This window comes from Plantactinospora sp. B5E13 (assembly GCF_039871775.1).
Classification (GTDB): domain Bacteria; phylum Actinomycetota; class Actinomycetes; order Mycobacteriales; family Micromonosporaceae; genus Plantactinospora.
Genome location: NZ_JBDPLT010000012.1, coordinates 55,289 through 72,515 on the forward strand (window position 1 = coordinate 55,289; position 17,227 = coordinate 72,515).

The 17,227-nt window shown below is 69.9% G+C and carries 13 protein-coding genes and 1 pseudogene; 3 read left to right on the forward strand and 11 right to left on the reverse strand.

The window, feature by feature from the left end; translation table 11 throughout:
- Positions 1 to 20 precede the first annotated feature (20 nt).
- The 10 genes from glgB to ABGB05_RS13670 all read right to left on the reverse strand — a co-directional run bounded on the left by glgB (position 21) and on the right by ABGB05_RS13670 (position 12,570).
- Positions 21 to 2,150, reverse strand: coding sequence for a 1,4-alpha-glucan branching protein GlgB (glgB, locus tag ABGB05_RS13625; RefSeq protein ID WP_347653633.1), 2,130 nt, complete (start codon positions 2,148 to 2,150; stop codon positions 21 to 23).
- Complete coding sequence (locus tag ABGB05_RS13630) at positions 2,138 to 4,174, reverse strand: alpha-1,4-glucan--maltose-1-phosphate maltosyltransferase (protein WP_347653634.1); 2,037 nt, start codon at positions 4,172 to 4,174, stop codon at positions 2,138 to 2,140. The genes glgB and ABGB05_RS13630 overlap by 13 nt, the downstream gene beginning before the upstream one ends.
- Before the next feature lie 328 nt (positions 4,175 to 4,502).
- A complete protein-coding gene (locus ABGB05_RS13635) occupies positions 4,503 to 5,219 on the reverse strand; it encodes a dihydrofolate reductase family protein (protein ID WP_347653635.1) in 717 nt (238 codons plus the stop codon).
- Positions 5,220 to 5,317: 98 nt separating this feature from the next.
- On the reverse strand, positions 5,318 to 6,586 hold the full coding sequence (locus ABGB05_RS13640; protein WP_347653636.1) for a DUF6596 domain-containing protein: 1,269 nt from the start codon (positions 6,584 to 6,586) through the stop codon (positions 5,318 to 5,320).
- On the reverse strand, positions 6,550 to 6,909 hold the full coding sequence (locus ABGB05_RS13645) for a YciI family protein (protein ID WP_347653637.1): 360 nt from the start codon (positions 6,907 to 6,909) through the stop codon (positions 6,550 to 6,552). The genes ABGB05_RS13640 and ABGB05_RS13645 overlap by 37 nt, the downstream gene beginning before the upstream one ends.
- Before the next feature lie 221 nt (positions 6,910 to 7,130).
- Complete coding sequence (glgA, locus tag ABGB05_RS13650) at positions 7,131 to 8,363, reverse strand: glycogen synthase (RefSeq protein ID WP_347653638.1); 1,233 nt, start codon at positions 8,361 to 8,363, stop codon at positions 7,131 to 7,133.
- Between the two features lie 66 nt (positions 8,364 to 8,429).
- Entirely contained in the window at positions 8,430 to 9,329 is a 900-nt protein-coding gene (locus ABGB05_RS13655; RefSeq protein WP_347653639.1) for a patatin-like phospholipase family protein, read from the reverse strand.
- Positions 9,330 to 9,363: 34 nt separating this feature from the next.
- Positions 9,364 to 10,560, reverse strand: a complete 1,197-nt coding sequence (locus ABGB05_RS13660) for a hypothetical protein (RefSeq protein ID WP_347653640.1) — start codon at positions 10,558 to 10,560, stop codon at positions 9,364 to 9,366.
- Between the two features lie 14 nt (positions 10,561 to 10,574).
- Positions 10,575 to 11,540: a fatty acid desaturase gene (locus tag ABGB05_RS13665; protein ID WP_347653641.1), complete on the reverse strand. Its 966-nt coding sequence runs from the start codon at positions 11,538 to 11,540 to the stop codon at positions 10,575 to 10,577.
- 427 nt (positions 11,541 to 11,967) lie between these two features.
- Positions 11,968 to 12,570 (reverse strand): LysE/ArgO family amino acid transporter, encoded by a 603-nt coding sequence (locus tag ABGB05_RS13670; RefSeq protein ID WP_347653749.1) that lies wholly within the window; start codon positions 12,568 to 12,570, stop codon positions 11,968 to 11,970.
- Positions 12,571 to 12,695: 125 nt separating this feature from the next.
- On the opposite strand from ABGB05_RS13670, the gene ABGB05_RS13675 reads away from it, so the two are divergent.
- The 3 genes and pseudogenes from ABGB05_RS13675 (at position 12,696) to pgm (ending at position 16,743) form a co-directional block, all read left to right on the forward strand.
- Complete coding sequence (locus ABGB05_RS13675) at positions 12,696 to 13,592, forward strand: LysR family transcriptional regulator ArgP (RefSeq protein ID WP_347653642.1); 897 nt, start codon at positions 12,696 to 12,698, stop codon at positions 13,590 to 13,592.
- A gap of 121 nt (positions 13,593 to 13,713) precedes the next feature.
- Positions 13,714 to 14,949 (forward strand): annotated as a pseudogene (gene glgC, locus ABGB05_RS13680) (glucose-1-phosphate adenylyltransferase); the annotation flags it as partial.
- Positions 14,950 to 15,096: 147 nt separating this feature from the next.
- Positions 15,097 to 16,743 (forward strand): phosphoglucomutase (alpha-D-glucose-1,6-bisphosphate-dependent), encoded by a 1,647-nt coding sequence (gene pgm, locus ABGB05_RS13685; protein ID WP_347653643.1) that lies wholly within the window; start codon positions 15,097 to 15,099, stop codon positions 16,741 to 16,743.
- Positions 16,744 to 16,779: 36 nt separating this feature from the next.
- Here the strand turns inward: pgm and ABGB05_RS13690 are convergent, their stop codons facing one another.
- Positions 16,780 to 17,214: a hypothetical protein gene (locus tag ABGB05_RS13690; protein WP_347653644.1), complete on the reverse strand. Its 435-nt coding sequence runs from the start codon at positions 17,212 to 17,214 to the stop codon at positions 16,780 to 16,782.
- Between the last annotated feature and the right edge of the window lie 13 nt (positions 17,215 to 17,227).

Genomic DNA, 17,227 nt, shown 5'->3' on the forward strand with positions numbered 1-17,227 from the left:
CAGCAGGCCCGATCCCAGGATCAGTCCGGACGCAGCCAGAGTACGCCGAGCGGCGGCACCCGCAACGCCACCGAGGCGGGCAGCCCGTGCCAGGGCAGGTCCTCGGCGAGCACCGCCCCCAGGTTGCCGACCCCGGACCCGCCGTAGTGGTCCGCGTCGGTGTTCAGCACCTCGGCCCAGCGGCCGGCCAGCGGCAACCCGATCCGGTAGCCCTCGTGCGGCAGCGCAGCGAAGTTCGCCACGCAGACCAACGGCGAGCCGTCGGTGGCGATCCGGACGAAGGCCACGGTGTTGTTCGAGGAGTCGTCCGAGACGATCCAGCGGAACCCGGCCGGGACGGTGTCCTGGGACCAGAGCGCCGGGGTGTCCCGGTAGCCGCGGTTGAGGTCGCGGAGCAGACGGTGGAGCCCGGCCCGGCCCGGGTCGTCGAGCAGCCGCCAATCCAGTCCGCGGCTCTCGCTCCACTCCCGGTCGTCGCCGAGTTCGGCGCCCATGAAGAGCAGTTGCTTGCCCGGGTGCGCCCACATGTACGCCAGCAGCGCCCGTACCCCGGCCAGTTTCCGCCACTGGTCGCCGGGCATCCTGCCGAGCAGCGACCCCTTGCCGTGCACCACCTCGTCGTGGCTGATCGGCAGCACGTAGTTCTCGCTCCAGGCGTACACCAGGGAGAAGGTCAGCTCGTTGTGGTGGTGCTGGCGGTAGACCGGATCCTTGCCGACATAGGTCAGCGTGTCGTGCATCCAGCCCATGTTCCACTTGAAGCCGAAGCCGAGCCCGCCGGAGTCGGTGGGCCGGGTCACCCCCGGCCAGGCGGTCGACTCCTCGGCAACCATCACCACCCCCGGATGGTGCCGGTAGACGGTCGCGTTCACCTCCTGGAGCAGCGCGATCGCCTCCAGGTTCTCCCGGCCGCCGTGCTGGTTCGGCGCCCACTGCCCGTCGGAGCGGGAATAGTCGAGGTAGAGCATCGAGGCGACCGCGTCCACCCGCAGACCGTCCACATGGAACTCGTCACACCAGTAGAGCGCGTTCGCCACCAGGAAGTTGCGCACCTCGGGCCGACCGTAGTCGAAGACGTACGTGCCCCAGTCCGGGTGCTCGCCGCGACGCGGGTCGGGATGTTCGTAGAGCGGCGTGCCGTCGAACCGGGCCAACGCCCACTCGTCGCGGGGGAAGTGCGCCGGCACCCAGTCCAGCAGCACCCCGATCCCGGCGGAGTGCAGCCGGTCCACCAGATGGCGGAAGTCGTCCGGGTCGCCGAACCGGGCCGTCGGCGCGTAGTAGCCGGTCACCTGGTAGCCCCAGGAGCCGCCGAACGGATGCTCCATCACCGGCAGGAACTCCACGTGGGTGAAGCCCAGGTCGACGACGTACGCGGTGAGCTGCTCGGCCAGCTCCCGATAGGACAGCCCGGGACGCCACGAACCGAGGTGCACCTCGTAGACGCTCATCGGCTCCTGGTGTGGCGCCCGACCGGCCCGGTGGGTCAGCCAGTCGCCGTCGGACCACACGTACCGGGACGACCCGGGCACCACCGAGGCGGTCGCCGGCGGCACCTCGGTACGTCGGGCCAGCGGATCCGCCTTGTCCCGCCAGACCCCGTCGGCGCCGAGGATCCGGTACTTGTACCGGTGTCCCGGTGCCGCCTCCGGCACGAAGATCTCCCAGACCCCGCTGCGGCCCAGCGAACGCATCGGCCAGCCCTCGTGCGCGTCCCAGCCGGTGAAGTCGCCGACCAGCCGCACCCCCCGGGCGTTCGGCGCCCAGACCGCGAACGCCACCCCGGCACTGTCGTCCGGTTGGCCGGTCTCCGCCGGCCGGGCGCCGAGTGCCTCCCAGAGCCGCTCGTGCCGGCCCTCGGCGATCAGGTGCAGGTCGAGTTCACCCAGGGTCGGCGGATACCGGTATGGGTCGTCGCGCGGCTCACCACCGTCCACCACCAGCCGGTAGTCGAGCACCGTCCCGGGCACCGTCGCCTCGAAGACCCCCGCCGGGTGCACCCGACGCATCGGGTACGCGTCGGCGCCCACGACCAGCCGCACCTCGCCCGCCCCCCGGCGCAGGGTACGGATCACCGTCCGGCCGCCGTCCGGATGTGCGCCGAGCACGGCGTGCGGGTCGTGCGTCGTACCGGCGATCAGCTCGTCCATCCCACACCTTCCGATCCGGCGGCCGGGTCAGCATCCCAGACCCCGGCCCGGGACGGCAGCGGGGCGCCGTACCGGTGCACCGTGAAGACGTGGGCGGGCTGCAGGTACGGGTCGAGTCGTACCGCGTTGTGCTGCCCCCAGTCGTAGTGCGCACCGGTCAGTTCGTCGTGCACGGCGAACCGCTCGTGCCAGTCGAAGCCGAGCGCCGGCATGTCCAGCACCGTGTTTCCCCACTGCACCTGACCCGGGTCGACGGAGCAGACCACCAGGACGGTGTTGCCGGTCCGCTCGTCCCGCTTCGACCAGCAGAGCAGTGCCGGGTTGTCGATCTCGTGGAACCGCAGGTTACGCAGCCAGTACAGGGCCGGGTTGGCCCGCCGGATCTGGTTCAGCCGGGTGATGAACGGGGCCAGTGACCGGCCCTCGGCCTCGGCGGCCGCCCAGTCCCGGGGCTTCAGCTCGAACTTCTCGTTGTCGACGTACTCCTCGGCGCCGGGCCGGGCCACGTGCTCGAAGAGTTCGAAGCCGGCGTACATGCCCCAGCTCGGGGAGAGCAGGGCGGCCAGCACCGCCCGGATCTTGAACATCGGCGGGCCGCCGTGCTGCAGGTGCTCGGGCAGGATGTCCGGGGTGTTCGGCCAGAAGTTCGGCCGCATGTGGTCGGCGGCGTCAACCAGTTCGGTGCAGTACTCCCGCAGTTCCGTCGGGCTGGTCCGCCAGGTGAAGTACGTGTACGACTGGGTGAAGCCGATCTTTCCCAACCCGTGCATCACCGCCGGCCGGGTGAACGCCTCGGCCAGGAACAGCACGTCCGGCTCCTGTCGCTTGACCTGCCAGATCAGCCAGTGCCAGAAGTCGAACGGCTTGGTGTGCGGGTTGTCCACCCGGAAAATCCGTACCCCCTGGTCGACCCAGTGCAGCACCACCCGGAGGATCTCGGCCCGGATCCCCTCCGGATCGTTGTCGAAGTTGAGCGGGTAGATGTCCTGGTACTTCTTCGGCGGGTTCTCCGCGTACGCGATCGAGCCGTCGGCCCGGGCGGTGAACCACTCCGGGTGCTCGGTGACCCAGGGGTGGTCCGGCGCCGCCTGCAGTGCCAGGTCCATCGCCACCTCCAGCCCGTGCTCGCGGGCGGCGACGACAAACCGCCGGAAGTCCTCCGGCGTACCCAGCTCGGGGTGGATCGCGTCGTGCCCGCCCTCGGCTGCGCCGATCGCCCACGGCGACCCGACGTCGTCCGGTCCGGCGGTCAGGATGTTGTTCCGGCCCTTGCGGTTGACCCGGCCGATCGGGTGGATCGGCGGCAGGTACAGCACGTCGAATCCCATCGCGGCGACCCCGGGCAGCCGGGCGGTGGCGGTGGCGAAGGTGCCGTGTTTCGCCGGCTCCCCGTCGGCGGCCAGCACCGCCCCCTCAGAGCGGGGGAAGAACTCGTACCAGGCGGAGAAGAGGGCCCGCTGCCGGTCGGTCCAGATCGTCCGGTCCGGCCCGTCGGTGAGCAGGGCTCGAACCGGGTACGCCCAGAGCAGCTCGGCCAGCTCCAGGGCGGGGGAAACCCGGTCGGCCAGCGCCAGCTCCTCGTCCCGCAGCGCCGTCACGGCGGTGCGTACCCGCTGTTGGGCGTCGGCCGGCATCGCGGTCGCCGCGACCACCAGCAGGTCGGCGCCCTCGGCCAGGTCGTTGGCCAGCTCGGCCGGCCCCTGCCCGGCGCCGACCTTCTTCACCACCGCGTCCCGCCAGGTCAGGTACGGGTCCTCGAACGCCTGCACCCGGAACGTCCACTCACCGACCACGTCCGGGCTGATCGTCGCGTACCACCGGTCGTCCGTGCCGGGCCGCATCCGCACCACCGGCCGCGGCTCGCCGTCCGGCCCCCACCAGGCCACCTGGCAGCCCATCGCCGCGTGCCCCTCCCGGTACGCCGTGGCGCCCACCGGGACCAGCTCACCAACCACCGCCTTCGCCGGATAGCGACCACAGGCCACGCTCGGCGTCACGTCCTCGATCGGAATCCGTCCGGTCACCCTCCCCAACCTACTGGCAAAGATCGACGGCCGCGCGGTGGAAGTGCGCTGCGCCAGCCCGGCGACGGTCGGAACCCGGCCTCGCTGGAGGCCTGGATGGCCACCTTCGAGGCGCCGCCACGCCGTGAGGTCACCCGGTTGGAGATCACCACGGACGGCGACGTGGCGTTCGCGACCAGCCTCGACTGCCTGACCGCTGTGCCTCGCGGCTCGACCGAGAGCTTCAGCCTGTGGTTCCGAATGACGCTGGGACTGCGCCGCGCCGACGGGCGCTGTTTGGGGCACCCGGGCACCGGGTTCGGCGCCCGGGTGCGATCGCGGCGCTGGTTCAGGCGGCGGGAGAGGATGCGGTTTCGGTCGGACCGCCGCCGCTCCCGCGGTCGTCGAGCACGAGGGGGCCGCGCCCGTTGACGGTGTACCGGATGTGCGTGACCTGCGGCGAGTGCACGACCCTGGTGGGTGCGAGCTCGATCGCCTCGAAGTCGCCGAGGTCGAGGCCGCCGTCGAGCAGGCGCATCCCCGCGCCGAGTACCACCGGGGCGATGTGGATCTCCAGCTCGTCCAGCAGGCCGGCTTCGAGTACCTGTCGCAGCAGGCTGCCACCGCCGGCGACGGCGACGTTCTTGCCATTCGCCACCGCACGTGCCTGCTCGACCGCGCTGGCGACACCGTCGGTGACGTACGTGAAGCTCGTTCCACCCTTGCGTACCAGGGTCTCGCGGGGACGGTGCGTCACGACGAAGACCGGCGCGCGGAACGGGGGTTCCTCGCCCCACGGCGCCTCACCGCCGTCGGCCATCCGCCTGCCCATGACGTATGCGCCGGCCGCCTCGAACGTCTCGGCCAGGATCTCCGAGTTCGTGTCCTGCTCGCCGCCGGCGAAGCCCAACCGCTCCCGCCAGGCCATCGCCTCGGTCGCCCAACGGGTGACCCGGAAGAACCCGGCGGCCTCTGCTGATTCCATCCAGGCGCCGTCGCCGCTGTCCTGAGGGCCGGCGTAGTACCCGTCAAGTGAAAGCGACATCTGCGCTGTTACCTTGGTCATCGTCCTCGCTCCGCTCTCTCGCGCCCTTGGTTCGGGCTGCTCACCTAGAGATCGGAGCGGCAAGGTTGATTTCTACACGCGTGCCGCGACGAACCGGCTCACTCGGTGCAGCGGACCGCCTGCTGCACGAGAAACCGCTGCTCGGCCCGGCTTCCAGCCAGGCGTGCGGCCTCCCGGTACGCCGCGGCCGCGTCGACCCGTTCCCCGGCGTGCTCAAGCAGGTGTGCCCGGACCGCCAGCAGTCGGTGATTACCGGCCAGTGGCCCGGACTCCAACTCGCCGAGCAGCGCCAGCCCAGCCTCCGGGCCCCGCACCTTCGCCAAGGCGACCGCCCGGTTGAGCGTGGCGACGGGACTGGGCGCCAGTCGATCGAGGACCTGGTACAGCCCGAGAATCTGGGGCCAGTCCGTGGCCTCGGTCGATGGTGCCTCGGTGTGTACGGCCGCGATGGCCGCCTGTATCTGGTACGGGCCGAGAGGCCGCATGGCGAGACTGCGGGTGACCAGGGCGATGCCTTCCGTGATCGCGGCTTGGTCCCACCGCGACCGGTCTTGCTCACTGAGCGGCACGAGGCTGCCGCCGGGTCCGGTGCGCGTCGCGCTGCGCGCCTCGGTCAACACCATCAGCGCCAGCAGTCCTACGGTTTCGCCGGAATTCGGCAGCCGGTCATGTAGCCGACGCGCCAGCCACAAGGCCTGCCGGGTCAGATCGGTCCGCTGCAGCACCGGCCCGGAACTGGCGCTGTAGCCCTCGTTGAACAGCAGGTACAACACGTGCAACACGGCCTGGAGCCGGGGCCCCCGCTCGGGCTGCGGCGGCAGCTCGAATCGGGCATCGGCGTCCCGCAGCCGCTGTTTCGCCCGTGAAATCCGCTGGCCCATCGTCTTCTCCGGCACGAGGAAGGCCGCGGCGATCTCGGCCGTGCTCAGTCCGCCGACCGCCCGTAGGGTCAGTGCCACCTGTGCCGACGGGGCCAGGGCCGGATGGCAGCACAGGAACAACAGCTCAAGCAGGTCGTCGCGCACCGGCTCCAGGTCCGGCGGCGGGGCGACCAGCGCATCGCGCGGGGTGGCGTGCAGAACGGCACGCTCCCGACGTTCCCGGGCAGTGTCAGTGCGCAGTTGATCCAGGTAGCGACGCGCGGCGACCGTCTTCAGCCACCCCAGCGGCTGCGCTGGGACGCCCGTGCGTGGCCACGTGCCGACGGCGGAGATCAACGCCTCCTGTACCGCGTCCTCACACCGGTAGAAGTCGCCGTAGCGGCGTACGAGCGCACCGAGCACCGGGGCGGCGAGTGTCCGCAGCAGTCCCTCGACCGACGCGTCGACCCTCAACGCCGAACCCAGCCGCCCGGCATGAACGGCCACACCTCGACGCTGCCACCGTAGCGCAGCCCTGGATAGGACTGGGCGATGTCCAGCGCCCGCTGGTCGACGTCGACATCCACCACGAAGAAGGAGCCCACGTACTCCTTCGCCTCCAGGTACGGCCCGTCCGTGACGACCGGACCGCCATGTGCCATCCGGACCGATCTGGCCTGCGGTACCAAGCCTTCCGCGCTGACCAACTCCCCGGACTCGGCCAACGCATCGTTGAACACGTCCACCTCACTGATGAGCACGGCGAGGTCGGCCGGTGCGAGCGTGTTCCAGATTTCCTCGTTGCCATAGACCAGCATCAGATACTTCATGGGACAGCCCTTCCGGCAGCGGCGGCGAGCACCGTTGTCACGGAGTGCGGGCCGCCGAGATCTGTGCACAAGACGGCAACGGTACGGCCTCACGCCCATCGGCTTCGCGCCGGTCGGCGCGACCGTGGTGATGTGGAACGACGCAGCGCGGCCCGACTCCGAACGCCGGCCCGGCCAACGCCTCTAATGGGGCTGCCTGTTCTGCGGCCGGACCGAGGTCGTCAGCGGGCGCCGATGGCGGAGCGGTAGACCGCCAGCGTCCGCTGGGCGATCGAGTCCCAGGAGAAGTGTTCGACCGCCCGTCGCCGCCCGGCCCGGCCCAGCTCGACTGTCCGGGCCGGGTCGGCGAGCAGCCCGTTGATTGCCGTGGCGAGGTCGGCGACGAACCGTTCCGGGTCCAGCGGTGTGCCGGTGCCGTCGTTGGCCTGGGTGATCGGCACCAGCAGCCCGGTCGAGCCGTCCGCGACGACCTCGGGGATGCCGCCGGTCGCGGTCGCCACCACGGCGGTCTCGCAGGCCATCGCCTCCAGGTTGACGATGCCCATCGGCTCGTAGATCGACGGGCAGACGAAGACCGTGCTGTGGGTGAGGATCTGGATCACCTCGGGCTTCGGCAGCATCTCGGCGACCCAGACGACTCCCTCACGGCTGGCCCGCAGCTCGGTGACCAGCGATTCGACCTCGGCGGCGATCTCGACCGTGTCCGGCGCCCCGGCCAGCAGCACCAGCTGGGCCTCCGCCGGCAGGTGGCGCGCCGCCCGGAGCAGGTACGGCAGCCCCTTCTGCCGGGTGATCCGCCCGACGTACGTCACGCTCGGCCGGTCCGGGTCGATGCCGAGCCGGTCCAGCACCTCGGTGCCGGGATCCGGGGCGTACTGGTGGGTGTCGATGCCGTTGTGGACTACCCGGACCCGCTCGGGGGAGACCGACGGGTAGGCGGCGAGCAGGTCCCGCATCATCCCGGCGGAGACCGCGATCACCGCGTCGGCGGCCTCCAGCGCGGTCCGTTCGCACCAGGACGAGAGGGCGTAGCCGCCACCGAGCTGTTCGGCCTTCCACGGCCGCAGCGGCTCCAGGCTGTGCACCGTCACGACGTGCGGCACGCCGTGCAGCAGTTTCGCCACGTGGCCGGCGAGGTTCGCGTACCAGGTGTGGCTGTGCACCACGTCGGTGCCGGCACAGCCGTCGGCCATGGCCAGGTCCACGCCCATGGTCCGCAACGCGGCGTTCGCCCCGGCCAGTTCCGGCGGATCCGGGTACGCGGTCACGCCCGGCTCGTCGTACGGCGGCTGACGCGGCGCGCCGAAGCAGTGCACCCGGGTGTCGGCCCGGGAGCGCAGTTCCCGGGCCAGGTACTCGACGTGTACCCCCGCCCCGCCGTACACGTCCGGGGGGTACTCCCGGGTCAACAGGTCCACCCGGAGTCGTCGGTCGCCGGGGAGGAAATCGCTCACAGCCGGCACCCTAGTGCAGCCGTCGTCGATCCGCCCGGCTAGCGGCGCCGGCAGTCCGCCGCCTGGTCAGGTGGACGGCTGTGGCGATTCCGCGGCTTCCGCCGATGCAGCGAGGGCGCGCTGGCCGTCCTGATAACCCATCTCTTCCAGCCTGAGCAGCCTGTCCCGGTCGGTCTCCAGCCGGTGCCCGAGCAGAGCCTGGTCAGCAGGTGCGATTCGGATGACCTTGATGCCGGCGGCCGATCCCCACTCGGTCAGCTCTTCGGTCGCGGCACCGAGCGGATTCCGGGCAAGCAGGAGATGTTTGACCGATGACGACAGGTTGGGCAGGAGCCTGACCACGAGCGACTCGCGAGGGGTTTCCAGCTCCCGGCCGAGGTAGGGCTTGGCCACGCTGGAGATCGCGATGACCGCCGTCGGGTTCCGCCGCATCGCCCGGAGTACCGGCAGCGGATCGCTGATGCCGCCGTCGATGTAGCGCCTACCGTCGATCATCACCTTCCTGGGATAGAGCAGCGGGATCGCCATCGTCGCCCGCAGGGCACGGTAGAGCTCCTGGTCCGAACTGCTCTGCGCGAGGTCGACGTATCGCGCCGAGCCGTCATGGGCGTCGGTCAGGCCGACCTCGAAGGTGAGCTCCCGGTCGGCGAGTGTCCTGGCGGACAACGAGGTGATCGTGTCGATGGTCTCGGCGAGGAGATCCACATCGACGACCTTCCGGAGGCGCCAGAGGTTGATGAACCGGTCGCCGCCGAGGCTGTCGAGGAAGAGGTGCACCGCCTCGGTGACCGTCCGGTCGCCGGCTCCGCCCACGTGGGTGGCGAGTACCGCTCCGGACACGCAGCCGGCGCTGGCGGTGTGGATGGTCCGCACCTGGGCGGCGAAGCCGCCCTCGACGACCGCGCGGACCGCGCCCAGGCAGTAGATCGAGCGCATCGCGCCGCCCTGGATCACAACGGAGATCATTTGGGCTCCTAAACGGATGATCGACCCGTGGTCGTCATGGTGAAAAGTATTTGACCACCTGGACGGAGATCGCGGAGATGGGGCCGAGAATCGAGAGGGCGCCGGCGATCAGCCATCTTTGTCGGATCGGTGTGGAAGGGATCTTGGCAATGTATTCCAGGCGCTGGTAGGAAACCAGGAGCAGCAGGAGGCCCTCGGTGTCCTTCCGATCGGCGTTCGCGGTGATCTCCTCCGCCACCTTCCGGGTCTGGGCCTCCTTGTCGCGCCGAACCTGACGACGGAAGTTTATGTTGACGGCAAAGAAGACATAGCCGACGACGCCGATGAACACGGAAAGGAGCAGGACGGTCGCGATGGTCCCGGTCGCGGGTTCCAGGAAGAACGACAGTGCCCAGGCGCTCAACAGGGTGCACAGCGCTCCCGCCTGCATGTTCGTGATCAGTTGGCGGAGCCGTAGCCAGCCGAAGAAGCCGTCCGGGTTCAGCATGTTGGCCCGGAACTGGTAGTCGTTCTGGAGTCTTTTCAAGAACGAGACATAGGTGAGCCCGACCACCGCCTCCGCGTAGACCATGTAGATCCCGACCGCGCCGAAGAGCGCCCACACGATGCCGCCGGGACGCAGCGGTTGGAGGCTCGCCCACCAGTTGTCGTACAGGTCGGGCGCGAGGAAACCGAAGAGTCCGGACTGGAGTGACAGGTTCGTCAGGGTGGTAAAGGCGAGGGCGACCATGAAGGCGAGCGGTGAGAACTTTCCCCACCGGCGCAACCGGATATTCACCGCTTCCACCGCTTCGGTGAGCTTTCGCCGACCTGCCTCGTCGTACTTGACGCAGCCGGACGCCTCCATCTCGGAGTGCAAACTCGCGGCGCCCCGGTACAGGGCGTATACCAGGGGTACCGAGGCGGCGATGGTGAAGGTCAGGATGATCGACGGATAGTCGCGCAGGTACGGAACCGCCAGGTCCGCACTGTCGGACTCGTTACGGAGGGCGAAAAGCCAGACATCGTTCCACAGGGTGTCCGCGTCTTTTGACCGTAGGAACAGGCCGGACGCGGCCGCCGACCAGATTGCCGCCAGCGCGGTGAGTGCCGCGATGACGACGGCGACCGTCAGGGTACCGACCGCGGCGCCGTCCAGCCTGTTTAGGATCAGCGGGTCGACGACGAACGGTTTCAGGTCCGGAATGGGCGCCGGCTCGCTGCGTTCCGTCTGTCTCGGAATGGTTTGCACCGTGCATCCTTCGGCTATCTGGCCGGGTGACCGGGTGAGTGCGGAGAGTTGTCGCAGGGACGGCGGGCGAGGCTGCGGACCAGCGACGCGTGCGAACGGACAGCCGTGATCATGTCGCGGTGCACCGGTAGGTCGAGGCCGATCTCGCGGAGGTCGGCCCGCAGCCGTGCCGTCACCGCCGGGAGTTCCAGGAACGTGAGGCTCGGTGCGAGATGGTGGGCGATGTGGAAGTTCACGCCACCACAGAGCCACCACCAGACGCCCTGTCGCCGACCCACGTCGGTGGTCCGGAGCACCTGATCGCACAGTGGCCATCGGGCCGAGTAGTCGTCGCTGTCGTCGGACAGCGCGGTGTTGTGCTGGACCTGGGTCACGAAGGAGACGAGGGTGCCGGCGCACAGGTGGAAGACCAGGAAGGTCGCCGTGGCGCCGCGCAGTGACTGCGTCAGGAAGACCGGAAGCCAGACGACCAGGGCCCCGACGTACTTGTCGAGGAGGAAGACCCAACCGGGGACTGTGATCGTGATTCCGGGAAGGTGGTTGTAGCGGCGGACGAGACGGGGCTCGGCCGGCTTCAGCATGTTCAGCGTCGAGAACGGGAGCAGGAGCCACATGTGCACGTGCTGGGTCAGGTGCAGGGGTTGCCATCCCTGCGCGGACGAGACCCGGCCCAGGCGGCCGAACTGGATGTCCGGATCGAACTCCGGGTTTCCGGGGTACCGGTGGTGGAGCCGGACATGTTTGTAGGCCCACCATCTCGGGCTGAAGCCGACCGGGCTCGCCCCGAGTCGGGCTAGTAGGAAGTCGACGCCGGCCGGTAGTCGGACGCTCCGGTGCACCGAGTCGTGGAACCAGGAACCGAGCAGCGAGACGGTGGCTATCGCGAAGACCATTATCGCGGGCAGATTGTGGGGAAACGCAAACGAGATCGTCCCGGCGTAGCCGCCGAGCAGCGGCACGACGCGGGAGGCGGTGTCCACGGATATCCGCGCGATCGAGGGGTGGCGCCGATTAGCCAGCTCGCGAGTGCGGAAACGGCGCAGTCTCGCCTCGAGATCGTCCGACCTGCGGAGATCGGCGGTGACCGCTCCGTCGGACTGCCGCTGGCGGGATGTTCGGCCCAAGCTCACAGTATCGACCTTTACCTGTGGTATGAACACCGTGCCGGTCCGAGGTCGGGAGTGCCCCAGTATTGATCGATACGACTATAGTGGTTGTTTCTGCGGCCTCCTTCATCCGAACGGGCACCCTTGGTGTCGCCTCGCCGACCCAGAAATGCCGCTCCCGCCCCCGGGTGGCGATCGTCAGATTCGCGCACCTTGGCTCGGCGCGCCGACGTCGGCGGGCTCGGCCCGTTGGCGTTGTCGTTGTCGACCGGGCCGGCCATTCCGATCGGCTCGGCGGAGGTTAACCGGTGATCAGGCTGACGCCGATGGTGATCATCGTGATCGCGATCAGGGTGTCGAGCAGACGCCAGGCCAGCGGGCGGGCGAAGACCCGGCCGAGCAGCCGCGCGCCGTACCCGAGGGCGGTGAACCAGAGCACGCTGGCCAGGGCCGCTCCGGCGCCGAACCACCAGCGGCCACCGGCCGGGTGGGTGTTGGCGAGCGAGCCGAGCAGGAGCACGGTGTCGAGGTAGACGTGGGGGTTGAGCCAGGTCATCGCCAGTACGGTGAGCACCGCCGTACGCAACGAGCCGCCGCCGCCCTCGGCGCCGGCGCTCAGGGTCTGTGCGCCGAACGCGCGGCGGGCCGCGAGCAGGCCGTAGCCGATCAGGAAGGCGGCACCGGCCCACCGTACGACGGTGAGCGCCACCGGTGCCCGGTCGACGACCGCGCCGACGCCGGTGATCCCGGCCAGGATCAGTGCCGCGTCCGAGGCGGCGCAGATGGCGACGACCGGCAGCACGTGCTGGGCCCGGATGCCCTGGCGGAGCACGAAGGCGTTCTGGGCGCCGATCGCCACGATCAGGGAGAGCCCGACGCCGAAGCCGGCGAGCAGGACGGGCAGCGTGTCGGCGGGGAGGGCGGTGGCGGGCAGCGCCAGTGGGGCGGTAGCGGTCACGGGCCGACCCTAGAGAGGCGAAGGTCCCGGCTCCAGCTAATGATTCTTAACCAACATTAGGATCGCTTAACGTGGACCTCCAGTTCGAGCAACTCCGTACCTTCGTGGCGGTGGTCGACCACGGTTCGTTCGAGGCTGCCGCCCGGCAGTTGCACGTCACCGCCTCGGCGGTCAGCCAACGGATGAAGGCGCTGGAGACCACGGTCGGTCGGGTGCTCGTCGAACGGGGAAAGCCGGCGCGTGCCACCGCCTCCGGCGAGCTGGTCCTGCGACTGGCCCGGCAGGTCGCCTTGCTGGAGACCGACGTTCTGGACCAGTTGGGTGCCCCGTCCGCCGCCGATCGGGAGGGATTCACCAGGATTCCGGTGGTGGTCAACGGCGACTCGCTGAACACCTGGGTGCTGCCGGCGCTGGCGGTGGCGGCCCGGCAGCGGATCTGCGTCGACGTCCACCGGGAGGACCAGGACCACTCGGTGGAACTGCTCCGCCGTGGCACGGTGATGGCGGCGGTCACCTCCGACTCCCGGCCGGTCCAGGGTTGTGCGGTACGCCCGCTCGGGCGGATGCGGTACCGGCCGATGGCCAGCCCCGAGTTCGTCCGGACCTGGTTCCCGGACGGGCCGACGGCCGAGAACCTGTCCCGGGCGCCGGTGCTCGTCTTCGACCGCAAGGATGATCTCCAGCACCGGTATCTGCGTCGGCGGACCCGTCGGAGTCTGGACCCGCCCCGCAGTTACCTGCCGTTCTCCGGTGACTTCGCCGAGGCGGTCCGCCTGGGCCTCGGCTGGGGCATGCTGCCGCGTCAGCAGAGCGCCCGCTACGAGGCCGCCGGAACGGTCGTACCTGTCGATCCGGACGCCGTGCTGGACGTGCCGCTGTACTGGCAGCAGTGGCGGCTCGAGTCCCGGCAGTTGACGGTGCTGGCCGACGCCGTCGCGGACGCCGCCGCCCGCTCCCTGGACCGGTGAACCGACGCCACCCAGGCCCGCGCTGGTCGTCGCCGGCGCGGCGGGAAGAGGACGATACCGATCTTGGCAGGACGAACGGGACGAGCCCTGTGCGGAGTCCTGCCGGCTCCGTTACCGTCGTGGCATGTCAGCCAAGGTCCTCGCGATTGTCCTGGCCGGGGGAGAGGGCAAGCGTCTCCTCCCGCTCACCGCGGACCGGGCCAAGCCGGCCGTTCCGTTCGGCGGCATGTACCGCATGATCGACTTTGTCCTGTCCAACCTGGCCAACGGTGGCTTCCTCAAGATCGTCGTACTGACGCAGTACAAGTCGCACTCGCTCGACCGGCACGTCACCAAGACCTGGCGGATGTCGAACCTGCTCGGCAACTACGTCACGCCGGTGCCGGCGCAGCAACGACGTGGCCCGTGGTGGTTCGCGGGCTCGGCGGACGCCATCTACCAGAGCTTCAACCTGATCAACGACGAGCAGCCGGACTACGTGATCGTTTTCGGTGCCGACCACATCTACCGGATGGATCCGCGGCAGATGATGGCCGACCACGTCAACTCCGGTGCGGGCGTCACCGTCGCCGGCATCCGCCAACCCCTCTCCACCGCCGACCAGTTCGGCGTGATCGAGGTGGGTGAGGACGGCCGACGGATCCGTGCCTTCCGGGAGAAGCCCACCGACGCGCGGGGCCTGCCGGACGACCCGGACCAGATCTACGCCTCGATGGGCAACTACGTCTTCACCACCAAGGTGCTCTGCGAGGCGGTCGAGCGCGACGCGGCCGACAAGACGAGCAAGCACGACATGGGCGGCAACATCATCCCGATGCTTGTCGAGCGGGGCGAGGCCAACGTGTACGACTTCCGCGACAACGAGGTGCCGGGCAGCACCGACCGGGACCGCGGCTACTGGCGCGACGTCGGGACCCTCGACTCGTTCTACGAGGCGCACATGGACCTGATCGCCATCCACCCGGTCTTCAACCTCTACAACTACGACTGGCCGATCTACACCGACCATCCGCCGTGGCCGCCGGCGAAGTTCGTACACGGGCTGGGGGAGCGGGTCGGACGGGCCGTCGACTCGATGATCTCCCCCGGCGTGGTGATCTCCGGGTCCCTGGTGGAGAACTCCGTCGTCTCGCCGAATGTCCGGGTGCACTCGTGGGCCAACGTGCAAGGCTCGGTACTGATGGAGGGGGTGGAGATCGGACGGCACGCCGTGGTCCGTAACGCCATCCTCGACAAGAACGTGGTGGTGCCGGAGGGCGCGGAGATCGGCGTGGACCTGGAACGGGACCGTGAGCGTTTCACGGTCTCCGACCGTGGCATCGTGGTGATCGGCAAGGGCCAGCGCATCGAGCCCTGACCGGTCGTCACCGGCCGCACCGGCGCTCCGGGCGACACGCGGGTACGACCGCCTGCGCGCCGCCCGGTCCGGCGGGTGCGACGATGCGCGGGCTCGGTCGGCCGGTGGGCGACACGTCCACCCACAGCGGAAATGAGGAGAGTTCTGATGTCGGTCCACGCCCGTGCCGGCCAGCCCGCCCAACCCGAGGACCTGGTCGACGTAGCGCGGCTCGTCACCGCCTACTACGCCGAGCACCCGGACCCGGCGGATCCCGGGCAGCAGGTCGCGTTCGGTACCTCGGGCCACCGGGGATCGAGCCTGCGGGGCGCCTTCAACGAGGACCACATCCTCGCCATCACCCAGGCGACCTGTGACTACCGGCGGGAGAACCGGATCGACGGCCCGCTGTTCCTGGGCCGGGACACCCACGCGCTCTCCGAGCCGGCCGCGGTGAGCGCGCTCGAGGTGCTGGCCGCCAACGAGGTGACCGTGCTGGTCGACAGCCGGGACGGCTACACCCCGACCCCTGCCCTGTCACACGCCATCCTGAGCCACAACAGCGGCCGGAGCACCGGCCTCGCCGACGGGGTTGTCATCACCCCGTCGCACAATCCGCCCACCGACGGCGGCTTCAAGTACAACCCGACGCACGGCGGCCCGGCCGACACCGATGTGACCAGGTGGATCCAGGACCGGGCGAACGCCCTGTTGGCCGACGGACTCCGTGGCGTCCGCCGCATCCCCTACGCCCGGGCCCGGGCCGCCGAGACCACCAGGCCGTACGACTTCCTCGCCAGCTACGTCGACGACCTCCCGGCCGCACTCGACATCGAGGCGATCCGGGGAGCCGGGGTGCGGATCGGCGCGGACCCGCTCGGCGGGGCCAGCGTGGCCTACTGGGGCGAGATCGCGGACCGGCACGGGCTCAACCTGAGCGTGGTGAATCCGCTGGTCGACCCGACCTGGCGGTTCATGACCCTGGACTGGGACGGCAAGATCCGGATGGACTGCTCGTCCCCGCACGCGATGGCGTCGCTCATCGAGCGGCGGGCCGACTACCAGGTCGCCACCGGCAACGACGCGGACGCCGACCGGCACGGCATCGTGACTCCGGACGGCGGGCTGATGAACCCCAACCACTACCTGGCGGTCGCGATCTCGTACCTGTTCCGCAACCGGCCGCAGTGGGGCGCCGAGGCGGCGATCGGCAAGACGCTGGTGTCGTCCTCGATGATCGACCGGGTCGCGGTCGACCTGGCACGTACCCTGCTCGAGGTACCGGTCGGCTTCAAGTGGTTCGTACCGGGGTTGCTCGACGGTTCGGTCGGCTTCGGCGGCGAGGAGAGCGCCGGCGCCTCCTTCCTGGCCCGCGACGGCCGGCCCTGGACCACCGACAAGGACGGCATACTGCTCAGCCTGCTGGCCGCCGAGATCATCGCGGTCACCGACCGGTCGCCGAGTGAGCACTACGCCGACCTGGTGGCCCGGTTCGGCGAGCCGGCGTACGCCCGGATCGACGCCCCGGCGAGCCGCGAGGAGAAGGCGGTGCTCGGGCGGCTGTCCCCGGAGCAGGTCACCGCGACCGAACTGGCCGGGGAGCCGATCACCGCGACCCTGACCACCGCACCGGGTAACGGGGCGTCGATCGGCGGCCTGAAGGTCAGCACCGAGTCCGGCTGGTTCGCCGCCCGCCCGTCCGGCACCGAGGACGTCTACAAGATCTACGCCGAGTCGTTCCGGGGACCGGACCACCTGGGCAGGCTGCAGGAGGAGGCGCAGGCGCTGGTCACCGAGGTGCTCAAGGGAGCCTGACGGGCCGGTGGCCCCGGGGGTGCAGAGCCAGGCGGATCAGGACCAGCTGTCCCCGGCGTCCAACCGCTGCCGGAGCAGGGTGGTCAGCGGGATCGAATGCCCGTCCGGCCCACCCTCACCGATGACCAGCTTTGGCGGTTGCGGTGGTGGTGACACCCCGGTCAGCCGCGCCCGCAGGCTGGCCGGCACGGTGAGCAGGTAGAAGTTTCCGGCGACGTCGATCGCGTGGACCCGAGCGGAGTCGAGGTACCAGCCGAGGATCGGGGTGCGGTAGCGGGTCTGCCCGTTGTAGGCGACGGCGGTCAGCCGGGTCGGGCGCAGGCCACGCTCCTGCGCCTCCCGGACGAACGCCGCGACATGCTGCCGGGCCTCGTCGGTCTCCGCAGCCCGGCGGCGTTCGTCGGCGGCGGCGTGGGCGGCCACCGCGCGACGTCGCTGTTCCGCCCAACTGCCGGCTCCGTCTTCCGCCACGCCTGCGACGGTA

Coding starts and splice junctions, on each gene's coding strand:
- glgB (WP_347653633.1), bottom strand. CDS start 2,150: ATGGACGAGCTGATCGCCGGTACGACGCACGACCCGCACGCCGTGCTC.
- ABGB05_RS13635 (WP_347653635.1), bottom strand. CDS start 5,219: ATGACCAAGGTAACAGCGCAGATGTCGCTTTCACTTGACGGGTACTAC.
- ABGB05_RS13645 (WP_347653637.1), bottom strand. CDS start 6,909: ATGAAGTATCTGATGCTGGTCTATGGCAACGAGGAAATCTGGAACACG.
- ABGB05_RS13655 (WP_347653639.1), bottom strand. CDS start 9,329: ATGATCTCCGTTGTGATCCAGGGCGGCGCGATGCGCTCGATCTACTGC.
- pgm (WP_347653643.1), top strand. CDS start 15,097: ATGTCGGTCCACGCCCGTGCCGGCCAGCCCGCCCAACCCGAGGACCTG.